A 12,495-nucleotide genomic window follows, 5' to 3' on the forward strand; every position below is an offset into this window, starting at 1 on the left:
CCGGTCCGCCGGATGCACGGTGCCGTGGGTCACCGGCGAAGCCTGCGCCCGGGGCGATGCTCGATGGGTGGGAAGCGGACTCAATGGTTCACGGGCGGTTTACGGGTCGCCGGACGGCGCATCCCGCGTCGGGCGAAAGGGCCACAGAGGAATGGTCGCCGACTCCGCCCTTCGTTGATCTTTCCACGTCTTCACCTTCGAAGACCCGGCGATGGCATGGAAAGACGAAAGTTGTCATTTGCGTTACACCCGCTTCCTCAGCCTTTTGCCGAAAAGCTCCCGGACATCCTCCAGAAGTTTATTTGCCTTTATTGTCTTGAACCGATGATAGCATGCGATAGTTATCGGCGCGACTCGCCATGACGACTATGACCATACTCATACCGAACCCACTCTTTGGGTGAGGTGGCACGAAATGCTTCGGCCAAGAGTTGAGGATTCGGCATTCATCGGAAATTGTGCCGATGACGGGATCACCCGGGCGGCCTGCGCGTTCCTGTGCTGCTTCATGCCGCAACGCGCCCACACGAGGTTCAACCGTGAAGAAGCCGCCGTTCGCTCCTAAGGTTTTCCGCCAGTCCCGCATCCGGGAAGGTCTTCCCTACCCTCTCGGCGCCACATGGGACGGGCTGGGCGTCAACTTCGCGCTGTTTTCCGCCAACGCCACCAAGGTGGAGCTGTGCCTGTTCGACCAGGACGGACGCCGCGAGCTGGAACGGATCGAGCTGCCCGAATACACCGACGAGGTGTGGCACGGCTATCTGCCGGACGCCCGGCCGGGCACCGTCTACGGGTACCGCGTGCACGGGCCGTACGAGCCCAAGGCGGGCCACCGCTTCAACCCGAACAAGCTGCTGCTCGACCCCTACGCCAAGCACATGGTCGGGCCGCTGCGCTGGTCGGACGCGCATTTCGGCTACCGCGTCGGCTCGCCGCGCGGCGACCTGTCCTTCGACCGTCGCGACAGCGCCCCCGGCATGCCGAAATGCGTGGTGATCGACCCGGCCTTCACCTGGGGCCACGACCGCCACCCGGCGATCCCCTGGGAGAAGTCGATCTTCTACGAGACCCACGTGCGCGGCTACACCATGCGGCACCCGGCGGTGCCGCCGCAGTACCGCGGCACCTTCGCCGGCCTCGCCCAGCAGGAGGTGGTGGAGTACATCCGCTCTCTGGGTGTCACGGCGGTGGAGCTTCTGCCGGTCCACGCCTTCGTGGATGACCGCTACCTGCTGGAAAAGGGGCTGCGCAACTACTGGGGCTACAACAGCATCTCCTTCTTCGCGCCCGACCCGCGCTACATGGCGACCGGCGCGATCCACGAATTCAAGGAGATGGTCGCCCGCCTGCACGACGCCGGGATCGAGGTCATCCTCGACGTGGTCTACAACCACACCGCCGAAGGCAACGAGATGGGGCCGACGCTGTCCTTCAAGGGCATCGACAACGCCTCCTACTACCGGCTGGCGCCGGACCCGCGCTACTACATCAACGACACCGGCACCGGCAACACGCTGAACCTCGTCCATTCGCGCGTCCTCCAGATGGTCACCGATTCCCTGCGCTACTGGGTGACCGAGATGCATGTCGACGGCTTCCGCTTCGACCTCGCCACCATCCTGGCGCGGGAGACCTACGGCTTCGACCACAGCGGCGGCTTCCTCGACGCCTGCCGCCAGGACCCGGTGCTGTCGCGCGTCAAGCTGATCGCCGAGCCGTGGGATTGCGGCCCCGGCGGCTATCAGGTCGGCGGCTTCCCGCCGGGCTGGGCGGAGTGGAACGACAAGTTCCGCGACACCGTGCGCTCCTACTGGAAGGGCGACGAGGGCAAGCTGCCCGAGCTGGCGACCCGCATGGCCGCCTCGGCGGACGTGTTCAACCGGCGCGGGCGCAAGCCCTGGGCGAGCGTCAACTTCGTCACCGCCCATGACGGCTTCACGCTGCACGACCTCGTCTCCTACAACGACAAGCACAACGACGCGAACGGCGAGGACAACCGCGACGGCCATTCGCACAACATCTCCTGGAACCACGGGGCGGAGGGGCCGACCGACGATCCGGAGATCAACGCCCTGCGCTTCCGCCAGATGCGCAACCTGCTGGCCACGCTGCTGCTGTCCCAGGGCACGCCGATGATCCTGGCCGGCGACGAGTTCGCGCGCAGCCAGAACGGCAACAACAACGCCTATTGCCAGGACAACGAGATCAGCTGGATCGACTGGGAAGGCGTCAGCGACGAGGGCTGGGCGCTGACCGATTTCGTCCGCCACCTGATCGGGCTGCGGCAGAGCCATCCGCTGCTGCGCCGCGGCCGCTTCTTCACCGGCGCCTACAACCCCGACCTGGAGGTGAAGGACCTCACCTGGATCACCCCCGCCGGCGAGGAGAAGACCACCGAGCAATGGCAGGACCCCATGGCGCGCTGCCTGGGGATGCTGCTGGACGGGCGGGCGCAGGCCACCGGCATCAAGAAGGCGGCGTCGGACGCCACGCTGCTGCTCATCATCAACGCCTACCACGACGTGGTGCCCTTCAAGCTGCCGGAGGTCGCCGGCGGCAGCCGCTGGCTGACCCTGGTGGACACCACGGAGCCCGACCGGCTGGAGGTCGCCACCGCCCAGACCGGCGACGAGATCCCGGTCAACGGGCGCTCCCTGCTGCTGTTCGAGCTGATGCCCGACCGCCGCTCCGACATGGGGCTGAAGGCCGCCGCGCGGGCTCTGCGCGCCGCCTCCGGGCCTGGAGAGCCGGTCGCCGCCATCACGCCGGACAGCATCGCGTCGGGGTCCAGCCCCGCCGAGACGGTGCAGCAGCCAGGCGAGTGATCGCCGGGCCCGGGTAAGCCCTGAGGAGGGAACGGTGCGGCAGGACGCCGCACCGACCGCCCCGCTTTTCATATACAATTTTAGGCAAATAAGCGATATCCAGACGGCGGACTGTCCGCGCCGCTCCATTGCTTGTGTCTGCAGCGCCGCAAGGACATCAGGAGATCTGGGCATGTGTCATGGCGACTACATCCGGTTCCTGGTCGCGGTCGAGGCCGACCCGGCCCTGCGCGCGGCGCTGCGGCGGGCGTCGCGCGGGCTGGTGACCCTGGGCGATCTGGTGGATTTCGCCGCCGGCCACGGATACCGCTTCACGGAGGCGGACATTCCCCTGGCCGCGGCCCAGCCCGTCGGCTGCGGAACCCATTGATTTGGCCGGGATCCGACTCAACTGGAATCTGACTCAGCCGGGGCCTGACCCAGCCGGGAACGGTCACGGCGGCGGAGCGGTGGTGCTGCAACTGCCGCGGATCGTCAGCATGATCCCGTCGTCGGACTGGAAGATGTCCTTGTCGGCGTCGCGCGGAATGGGAATTTTCTGGCGGCGGCAGAAGAGCAGGAGGATGCCGAGCGTCTTGCTGGGCATGAAGGCGACGTCCCGCACCTTCGCGGCCCCCTGCTGCACCATGACCACCACGCCCCCGTCCGATTTCGGAACGACGGAGGCGATCAGCCCCAAGGGAAGATCGGTCTGATTCGGCACCTTCTGGTACCAGCCGAAGGCTTTCTTGAGGGCCGAGTTCGTGAAGACAAGGTGACGCGTTTCGAAAATCATTCCGGACCAGTTTCAGGCCCGGCCGCCCTCCAGTTCCGGGTTCAACCGGAACGTGATCGCACGCCCCAGCTTGGAGTCCCGCAGAAGGATCTGCTTGGTCTCCAGCAGCTTGATGGCCCGGTTGACGTTGGGCCGCTGCATGCCGAGCGCGTCAGCCAGTTCGGACTGGAGCACCGGCACGGGACGGTCGAAGTGGAGCCGCCGGCTCAGGTAGGTGAACACACGAAGCGCCTCCAGGGTGATGTCCCGATCGGTCGAAACGGTCCTGGAGAGGAGGTCATGATGCTGCATGGCGGCCTCGGAACGCAAGTTGGCTCGGCGTCGCAGTGCGGCTGTGCACGCGCCGGGCGGATAATTTCGCCTGCTCCGCAGGTTACCCCGTCTTTGTTGTCCGAATGTGTCTCCTGCGTTTCCAAATTGACACAAAGCCGCGCCATTTGTGACGCTCCGGCTGGAACCCTTCCCTCGCCCTCCCGTTCCCGGAGGGAGACACCGTCATGTCAGGAGGAGGGACCATGCATCGGCTCGTACTGCTGCGGCACGGTCAGAGCGTCTGGAACCGCTCGGATCTGTTCACCGGCTGGACCGACGTCGACCTGACCGAACAGGGGGTGGCCGAAACCCGCCACGCCGCCGGCCTCCTGAAGCAGGCCGGATTCGATTTTGACGTGGCCTTCACCTCCGTCCTCAAGCGGGCGATCAAGACGCTCGACATCGTGCTGGAGGAGATGGACCGGATGTGGCTGCCGGTGCACAAGCACTGGCGCCTGAACGAGCGCCATTACGGCGCGCTCCAGGGGCTGAACAAGACGGAGACGGCGGCCCGGCACGGCGCCGATCAGGTCTTCCTATGGCGGCGGAGCTGGGATGTCCCGCCCCCGCCCGTCGAGCCCGAGGACCCGTGCTCCGCGGTGTCGGACCGCCGTTACGCCGGGCTCGGCCGCGCCAACCTGCCCCGCGGCGAAAGCCTGAAGGACACCACGGACCGGGTGATCCCCTTCTGGGAGGAAGGCATCTGCCCCGCCCTGCGGCTGGGCGCGCGGGTGCTGGTGTCGGCCCACGGCAACAGCCTCCGCGGCCTCGTCAAGCATCTCGACAAGGTGCCCGACCAGGACATCCCGCTGTTCGAGATCCCGACCAGCCGCCCGCTGGTCTACGAATTGGGCGCCGATCTGGTCCCGCTGCGCCGCTACTTCCTGACCGACGGCGGCGGAACCGAGGAGATCACCTGGACCCGCCGGGACGACGCCGGTCCGAGCGGCGTCGCGGCGGCGTGACCGAACGATCCCTCTCCCGCCCCGGGAGAGGGAAGGGGCCTGCGCAAAGCGCGGGAAGGGTGAGGGTCCAGCCAAGGATCAGCCCCTGATCCTCGCACAACCCTCACCCGGCCCTTCGGGCCACCCTCTCCCGGGACGGGAGAGGGAACGAACTCATCCCCCCGCGGGCCGACGCCCGCGATGCCCCGCCCCGCCCTTGCCACGCTTGCGGCCGGGCAGCGGGTGGTGGAACTGCGGGTGGCCGCCCTCCGCCGGGGCCGCTCCCCTGTCCGGGCCGCGCGCCCCGTCCGGGCGGCGCCCGCGCCGATCGCCCTGACGCTCGCCCTGCCGCTCCTCGACCCGCCCGGCGTAGCAGCTGTCGCAGACCCGGAAACGGTGGTTCGCCTTCAGACGCGTGCCGCAGACCGGGCAGGCGCGGGCCAGCGAGCGTTCGGCCAGCGTGCGCTCGATGAAGGCGTTCAGCATGGCCCGGCGCTCCTGGCACAGGTCCATGTCCGGGTAGGCGTCGGGGAAGCGGTAGGCCAACCACGCGTAGGCGGTCAGCTCCTTCACCGCGCGCTCGGCCTTCTCCAGCTCGACGTCGGTGCCGACGCGGTGATGGAAGCGCTCGGCGGCGTCGGGGGCGGAGTTGCGGATCCCCTTGCCCTGGTTGGTCGCCCACAGCGCCAGCAGGCGCAAATTGTTCTGGTCGCGCACGTCGATGGGGCAGCGCGCCAGCATGTCGCGCACCGCCAGCGGCAGCTTCGCCCGGTCCACCGCGGCGGCGGCCTGGATGCGCTGCTCCAGGTCGGTCATGCGGAAGGTCTGATTGGCGCGCAGCAGCTCCTGCCCCGCCGTGCGCAGCACCTTGGCGAGGCTGTCGGTGTCCAGCTCCCGCGCGATGGCCTCGACGTGGGTCAGATTGGGGCTGATCCAGGCCCGCGGGTCCTCCGGCGGCACCGGCGGGGTGGTCAGCGCCCGGCGCACCGGGTTGATGTTCTCCCCCTCCAACACCGCGACGCGGCCTTCCTCGTGCATGCCGAAGCGCCCCGCCCGCCCGCCGATCTGACGGATTTCGGAGGAGTTGAGGTCGCGCTCCTCCCGTCCGTCGTACTTGCGGGTGGTCGACAGGACGACGCGGGCGACCGGCAGGTTCAGCCCCATGCCGATGGCGTCGGTCGCCACCAGCACGTCCGCCGTGCCGTCGCGGAAGCGCCGCGCCTCGGCCCGGCGCACCTCCGGCGACAGGGCGCCGTAGATCACCGCCACCGTGTGGTCGCGGGCCAGCAGCTCGCGCCGCAGCCCCATCACGTCCTTGCGCGAGAAGGCGATCACCGCGTCGCCGCGGCGGACATTCTCCAGCGGCACCCGCTCCTCCTGCACGCGCAGCGGCGACTTGCGGGTGAACTCCACGACCTCCAGCTCCTCCCCCAGCGCGGTGGCGAGGCGCTGCACGTAGGGGATGGCGTCGGCGGAGCCGGTCATCAGGATTTCCGGGGCGGCCACGCCGGCCACCGCCTGGGTCCAGGCCCAGCCGCGGTCGGGGTCGCCGATCATCTGGATCTCGTCGATGACGCAGGCGCCCCAGACCTTGGACGTGTTGACCATCTCGATGGTCGAGGAGGTGAAGGAGGCGCCGGGCCGCACGTCGCGCTCCTCGCCGGTCACCAGACTGCACGCCCGCCCGCGGGTCTCCAGCGCCTCCTGCCCCTCCAGCGCCAGCAGGCGCAGCGGGGCGAGGTAGCAGCCGCTCTGCGCCTCGGCCAGCCGGTCCATGGCGGCGTGTGTCTTGCCGGAGTTGGTCGGACCGACGAACAGCCGCAGCTTGCGCACCATGGCGCGGGCCGTGGCGAAGCTGTCGAGATAGACGCCGAGGCCGGAGGCGTTCTCCAGCCGCTCCCGCCGGACCTTCAGGCCGGCGCGGGCGGCGGCGGTGGAGAAGGCCTCCTCCAGCGCGTCCAGCAGGGTCTGCAGGCGCGGGATGCGCCCGCCGAAGCCGATCACCCGGCCCAGCTCGTCGGCGAAGCCCTTGGGCCGCCACGCCTCGCCGAAGCCGTTGGCGCGCTGCGCCATGGAGGCGAACCAGCCGTCCACCCGGCCGCGCGCCTTCTCGATGGCGGCGGAGGACAGGCAGGCCGCCTTGACCCGCTTGCCCAGCGCCTTCGCCTGGGGACGGCCGAAGCCCTCCTCCGCGGTCATCAGGCCCCACAGCTCGGCCTCGATGTCGGGCAGCGGGCCGAGCGCCACGCGGAACCGCAGCTTCAACTTCCGGTCGGTTCCGGGAACGACCACCTCATGGACGACGGCGACCGACCAGCGGGCCGGCGTGCTGTCGGCGTCCACCTCGATCCCGTCGCCGCGCACCACCGCGGCGATGGCGCGCAGCGCGTCGCGGCGGTCGAATTCGTCGGCGGTGCCCGGTTGGCGGGGGGTGGTCTCGTCGTTGCTCATGAACTGGTCTTCTTCCATCGCCGGCCCCGGAGAGATCGGCCTAATTGTTCAAGGGGCTGGTTGGGGCTGGCGGTCTTGGGAGGCTGTGCCGCACCTCGAACAGTGCCGCGCCGCGGGGCGGGCGCCCACCCCCTATTCTGCACACCGGCGCCCCATGGGCGTACCTATATGGTCGGAGCCATAGGATAGGGCAAGCCGATTCAGGGGTTCCCCCGGCGTGGCCGGGCTAATTCGCCTGAACTTTCCCCTCTCCCATCCCACCGCTGCGAAAAAGGGGCGGTGCCGGCCACATCATTCCCTGTTGTCCGGCGGTCGCGTCGAAAGGGGTACCCGGTAACGGTCTTGCCGGCTGCCACCAATCGAAAGTGTTAGCAAGCAATATCGTCTTACTGCACCGCAAACCGTCGGGCATCATCGTTGCACAGACAACGTAACCGTCGTCGCTTCGCAGATTTGGTTAGGAGATGTGCATGCCGACCCCTCGTGACGTCCTGGCACTGATCGAGAGAATACGGTGTATTTCTTGCGAGGACGAACGCCATGCATTGATAAAGACATTGTCAGCCGTTGAGCGCCCGACCATCCTGTCGTTTCTCAACGCTCACGGCGTGAATCTCTGCGCGGGGTCTTCCACCGCGTGGTCGGCCTTCCGCGCCTCCGACGTCCTGTTGCGGGACGGGGTGGCGCTGGAGACCGCGCTGCCGTGGCTCGACCAGCCGGTCGGCCTGAACATGAACGGCACCGACTTCATCCCGCTTCTCCTCCGCCACCTGTCCCCCCGTCGGGTCGCCGTCTACGGCACCGCGGCGCCCTGGCTGGACGAGGGGATTGAGCGGCTGAAGGAGCGGACCCCGCACGACTACGTCGATGCCCAGCACGGGTTCCATTCCGTGGAGCATTACATCGCCCGTGCGCGGGAGCTTCAGCCCGACGTCATCATTCTGGCCATGGGCATGCCCCGCCAGGAGGAGGTCGCGGCGCAGCTCAAGCGCGCGCTGGACCATAAGGTGCTGATCGTCAACGGCGGCGCCATCATCGATTTCCTCGCCGGGCGCTTCACCCGGGCCCCCGCCGCCCTCCAGCGCATCGGGCTGGAATGGGCGTTCCGGCTGGTCCAGGAGCCCCGCCGCCTGTTTCGCCGCTATTGCGTCGGCGCTTTCGGCTTCGCCCACACCGTCATGCTTATGCGCCGTGCCGCCATGCGTTCGTCCAGCGCCCCAGCACCAGCGCCCATGCATAAGGAGCTTTGAGACGTGGAAAATCTGCCCCAAGTCAATCATGGCGGCCACCACGGCGGTCCGCCGGCTCCGGTTCCGGCATGGCCCGCCGCCCCCGGCCCGTCCCGGCGCAGCGAGTTCGAATCCCAGACCCCGTCCATGGGTCCCGACTTCCGCTTCATCCTGCGGGTGCTGGCCAGCCACAAGTGGCTGATCGCGGCCATCGTGGTGGTGCTGACCGGCCTGTCGGCGCTGGGCGTCTCCACGCTCAAGGACCAGTACACCTCCGAAGCCCTTCTGCTGGTCGACAACCGGCAGGTCCGCGTCGTCCGCGAGGTCGAGCAGGTGGTGGGCGCGATCCCCACCGAGGACGCCGCCATCCTGAGCGAGATCGAAATCCTGAAGTCGCCGCAGGTGCTGAACCAGGTGGTGAACGATCTCCAGCTCGCCCAGCATCCGGAATTCAACCCGCCGGCTCAGGAGGACGAGACCCTTCCGCTCGTCGAGCGCGCGGTGGCCTACGGCCGCGACCTCGCCGGGCGCTTCTGGGAAGGCGCCCCGCCGGCCCCGGTCGCCTGGCTGCTGAGCCACGGCGACGAGGTGGCGCAGGACATCCGGGCGCGCGAGGCGCACGCGGCGCTGGGCAACGACCAGATCATCGCGCGCATCCACCGCAAGCTCGACGTCGCCATCGTCGGCCGGTCGCGCGTGATCCAGGTGCGCTTCACCTCCAAGGAGCCGCAGCTGAGCCGCGACGTGGTGGACGGCATCGTCCGCCGCTACATGGAAACCCGCCAGCAGATGGACCGCGACCTGTCGACCAGCGCGATCTCCTGGCTGCAGGACCGCATCGTCCTGCTGCGCAAGGAGGTGGCCGAGGCCGACGCCAAGGTCGAAGAAGCCCGCGTCAAGGGCGGCCTGCTGAAGGGCGGCACCGGCCTGATGGCCCAGAACGAGCTTGAGCAGACCCGCCTGCGCCTGAGCGAGGCCTCGGCCATCCGCGCCCGCTCGGTCGCCCAGGCCGACACGCTGGAGCGCAACCTGAAGGCCGGCAACTGGAACGCCATCGGCGGCAGCATCGCCTCCCCGGTCGTCGCCCAGCTCCGCGCCACGGTCGCCGCCATCTCCACGGAAATGGCCCAGCTCTCCCGCCAGTACGGGCCGAAGCACCCGCGCATCGTCGAGCTTCAGGGCCGCCTGAACGAGGCCAACGCCTCGCTCCAGCAGGAAATCCGCCGCGAGATCAACGGCGTCCGCGAGGCCGCCCAGGTCGCGGTCGAGCAGGAGACCGCGCTCCGCTCCATGATCACCCGCATGGAGGGCAGCTACGCCACCATGCAGGAGCAGGCCATCCCGCTGCGCACCCTGGAATCCGAGGCGACCGCCAAGCGCCAGCTTCTCGACAGCCTGCTGGGCCGTCTGGAAGAGGTCGAGGCCCAGAAGGACAGCCGCGCCTTCCCGGCCGCCGTCAAGCTGGTCTCCGCGCCGCAGGTGCCGCACGAGCCGTCGGGTCCCTTCCGCATCCTCCTGCTGCTGGCCGGCTTCGTCGCCGCCCTCGCTCTGGCCATCTTCAGCGTCTTCGGTCTGGAGCTTCTCCAGCGCCGCATCCACACCCCGGACGCCGTGCGCCGCATCCTGGGCGTCGGCACCGTCCACATCGTGCCGCACCACAGCGACCGCGGGGCCAAGGGCCGGCTCTACAAGATCTTCCAGCGCCACCCCTTCTCGCTGTTCAGCGAATCCCTGCGCGCCCTGTTCCGCAACCATCTGTCGGATCTCGGTCCGGTCGGCGCTCTGGCGGTGACCTCGGCCCGCCCGCAGGACGGCAAGACCTCGCTGACGCTCGCCGTCGCCCAGGTCGCCAGCCAGGCCGGTCGCCGGGTGGTGGTGGTGGACACCGACTTCCGCCGCTCCCGCATGGAAGGGCTGTTCGACCTGTCCACCAAGAAGGGCCTGTCGGACTGGATCGCCGGTGACGCCACGCTGGATGAGATCGTCCACACCTCCGACGACGTGCCGTTCGCCATGGTTCCGGCGGGCAAGCTGAACCCGATGACGCTGGACCGCTTCAACGTCGACAGCCTCGTGCAGCTGATGGCCGGCCTGTCGCCCAGCTTCGATCTGGTGGTGTTCGACACCGCCCCGGCGCTGGCCGTGTCGGACGCCCGCATCGTCTGCGGCGCCGCCTCCAAGGTGCTGTTCGTCACCCGCTGGGGCCACACCACGGCGAGCGACCTCGACGCGGTGGCCGACCTGGGTCCGATCGACCACAGCAAGTTCGTCTGCGTGATGACCGACGTGAACCTGAAGAAGGCCGCCAGCAAGGGCTACCAGGGTCCGTACAACAGCTACGTCGCCACGCGGAAATACTACGGCGACCAGACCCTGCGCGCCGCGCCGTAAGCGACGTCTCCTCCCTCTCCCGTCCCGGGAGAGGGGGCCCGCGAAGCGGGCGGGTGAGGGTACCGCGAGGATCACAGCCTTATCCTTGGCGGCACCCTCACCCTTCCCGCGCATCGCGCGGGCCCCTTCCCTCTCCCGGGACGGGAGAGGGAATTTTCATTTCATTCCAAACCACACGAGGCCCGACGCCCATGGCCCAGACCTCGCCAAAAGCCCTTTCCTTCACGCGCCGCGACGCGCTGCGCGCCGCCGCCGCGGCCGCGGTGCTGGCAAGCTGCAAAGCCGCCGCCGGCCCGTCCATTGCCGAAGCGGCGTCCGCCGCCATGCCCAACCCCACCTTGCGCGACGCCTGCCGGGCCGCCGGCATCCTCCACGGCGCCGCCCGCGACCATCTGATCGAGCCGGAAGACCCCATGCTCGACACGCTGATGGCGCGGGAATGCGACGTGGTGACGCCCGAGAACGGCGGCAAATGGGCCGTCTTCCAGCCGCAGGAGGGCAATTTCGACTGGGGCCGCTTCGACGCCGGGGTCGAACTGGCGCGCCGCATCGGCGCCAAGCCCAACTGGCACTGCGCCCTGTGGCAGCACATGGGCATGCCGGACTACATGACGCTGCCGGCCAGCCGCCAGCGCGCGCTGGGCATCGCGGAGAGCGCCTATTTCTCGGCCGACGGCACGCTGTCCGAGGACAATTACTGGCCGCGCTTCACCGCCATGGTCGCGGCGGTCAAGCAGCGCTACGGCGACACTTTCTACCGCATCGACGTGATGAACGAGGCCTTCTTCTGGGAGACCGAGCGCAGCCACCCGCAGGAGCAGGACCGCTACGGCTTCCGCAAGGGCATGTGGTGGGTGGTGGCCGGCGGCGCCAAGGGACCGGAGTGGCTGGACCCCTTCTTTCATCACATCCGCAGGGAATTTCCCTCCGCCAAGCTGGTCATCAACGAGTTCGGCATCGAGATCGACGAGGGCTGGCAGCAGCGCAAGCGCGCCTATTTCCAGACCTGGCTGACCGACGCGGTCAAGCGCGGCGTGCCGATCGACGGGGTGGGGCTGCAGAGCCACCTGATGGCCGGCAAACCCTATGACCGCGAGGGCATGAAGGGCTTCCTGCGGACCATGGACCGGCTGAGCCTGCCCATCCACGTCACCGAGTTCGATGTGAACGAGAAGCACCTGCCGCGCTCCTGGTCGCGGTCGGAGAAGGACCGCGCCATGGCCTTCCTGGCCGGGCAGTATCTGGGCGACATCGCCGGCAACGCCCGGCTGGCCGAGCTGTGCTGGTGGCACCTGCGCTCCGACCTCAACTACATCTCCCGGGAGATGCCGGAGCTGAAACCCCACCCCTCCCCCTACGACGCCGCGTCCCGCCCGCTGCCGCTGTACGAGGCGTCGGTGCAGGCTCTGCGCGGGCGCAACCGGTCGGGGTGAGGCGGATCGGGGCGGCCCCGGTCGGCAGGCGGCGCGGTACCCCTTCCGACTCCGCTACCCCGCCCGATCGCGCGGCCCGACCCGCCGTCCGCGCCTGTAAGGATTTCCGACAGCGCCCTTAAATTAGCGGAACAG

Annotated in this window: 9 protein-coding genes; 6 read left to right on the forward strand and 3 right to left on the reverse strand. The window is 68.7% G+C overall.

The window, feature by feature from the left end; all coding sequences use genetic code 11:
* The first annotated feature begins 539 nt into the window (after positions 1-539).
* Together glgX and ABVN73_RS19660 are read left to right on the forward strand one after the other, a co-directional pair.
* Complete coding sequence (glgX, locus tag ABVN73_RS19655) at positions 540-2,825, forward strand: glycogen debranching protein GlgX (protein ID WP_353859928.1); 2,286 nt, start codon at positions 540-542, stop codon at positions 2,823-2,825.
* A 172-nt stretch (positions 2,826-2,997) separates the two neighbouring features.
* Positions 2,998-3,195: a Nif11-like leader peptide family natural product precursor gene (locus tag ABVN73_RS19660; protein WP_353859929.1), complete on the forward strand. Its 198-nt coding sequence runs from the start codon at positions 2,998-3,000 to the stop codon at positions 3,193-3,195.
* Between the two features lie 63 nt (positions 3,196-3,258).
* On the opposite strand, the gene ABVN73_RS19665 is transcribed toward ABVN73_RS19660, so the two are convergent.
* On the reverse strand, positions 3,259-3,600 hold the full coding sequence (locus ABVN73_RS19665) for a hypothetical protein (protein WP_040134552.1): 342 nt from the start codon (positions 3,598-3,600) through the stop codon (positions 3,259-3,261).
* Positions 3,601-3,612: 12 nt separating this feature from the next.
* Entirely contained in the window at positions 3,613-3,891 is a 279-nt protein-coding gene (locus ABVN73_RS19670) for a helix-turn-helix domain-containing protein (protein ID WP_236778250.1), read from the reverse strand.
* Positions 3,892-4,115: 224 nt separating this feature from the next.
* Between ABVN73_RS19670 and gpmA the strand changes: the two genes are divergently transcribed.
* Positions 4,116-4,877 carry a 2,3-diphosphoglycerate-dependent phosphoglycerate mutase gene (gene gpmA, locus ABVN73_RS19675; RefSeq protein WP_353859930.1) on the forward strand — a complete coding sequence of 254 codons (762 nt, stop codon included), beginning with the start codon at positions 4,116-4,118 and terminating at the stop codon, positions 4,875-4,877.
* A gap of 153 nt (positions 4,878-5,030) precedes the next feature.
* Here gpmA and ABVN73_RS19680 read toward each other — a convergent pair whose 3' ends face one another.
* Positions 5,031-7,307, reverse strand: a complete 2,277-nt coding sequence (locus ABVN73_RS19680) for a helicase-related protein (RefSeq protein ID WP_353859931.1) — start codon at positions 7,305-7,307, stop codon at positions 5,031-5,033.
* Between the two features lie 557 nt (positions 7,308-7,864).
* Between ABVN73_RS19680 and ABVN73_RS19685 the strand changes: the two genes are divergently transcribed.
* The 3 genes from ABVN73_RS19685 (at position 7,865) to ABVN73_RS19695 (ending at position 12,360) form a co-directional block, all read left to right on the forward strand.
* Positions 7,865-8,557: a WecB/TagA/CpsF family glycosyltransferase gene (locus ABVN73_RS19685; RefSeq protein WP_353859932.1), complete on the forward strand. Its 693-nt coding sequence runs from the start codon at positions 7,865-7,867 to the stop codon at positions 8,555-8,557.
* A 3-nt stretch (positions 8,558-8,560) separates the two neighbouring features.
* Positions 8,561-10,927, forward strand: a complete 2,367-nt coding sequence (locus ABVN73_RS19690) for a polysaccharide biosynthesis tyrosine autokinase (protein WP_353859933.1) — start codon at positions 8,561-8,563, stop codon at positions 10,925-10,927.
* Positions 10,928-11,118: 191 nt separating this feature from the next.
* Complete coding sequence (locus ABVN73_RS19695; RefSeq protein ID WP_353859934.1) at positions 11,119-12,360, forward strand: endo-1,4-beta-xylanase; 1,242 nt, start codon at positions 11,119-11,121, stop codon at positions 12,358-12,360.
* Positions 12,361-12,495: the final 135 nt, after the last annotated feature.

This window comes from Azospirillum formosense (assembly GCF_040500525.1).
Lineage (GTDB): Bacteria > Pseudomonadota > Alphaproteobacteria > Azospirillales > Azospirillaceae > Azospirillum > Azospirillum formosense_A.

What these genes read in the sequence shown, in the direction of transcription:
- ABVN73_RS19695 (WP_353859934.1), top strand. Translation starts at nt 11,119, where the DNA reads ATGGCCCAGACCTCGCCAAAAGCCCTTTCCTTCACGCGCCGCGACGCG.
- gpmA (WP_353859930.1), top strand. Translation starts at nt 4,116, where the DNA reads ATGCATCGGCTCGTACTGCTGCGGCACGGTCAGAGCGTCTGGAACCGC.
- ABVN73_RS19660 (WP_353859929.1), top strand. Translation starts at nt 2,998, where the DNA reads ATGTGTCATGGCGACTACATCCGGTTCCTGGTCGCGGTCGAGGCCGAC.
- ABVN73_RS19680 (WP_353859931.1), bottom strand. Translation starts at nt 7,307, where the DNA reads ATGAGCAACGACGAGACCACCCCCCGCCAACCGGGCACCGCCGACGAA.
- ABVN73_RS19670 (WP_236778250.1), bottom strand. Translation starts at nt 3,891, where the DNA reads ATGCAGCATCATGACCTCCTCTCCAGGACCGTTTCGACCGATCGGGAC.
- ABVN73_RS19665 (WP_040134552.1), bottom strand. Translation starts at nt 3,600, where the DNA reads ATGATTTTCGAAACGCGTCACCTTGTCTTCACGAACTCGGCCCTCAAG.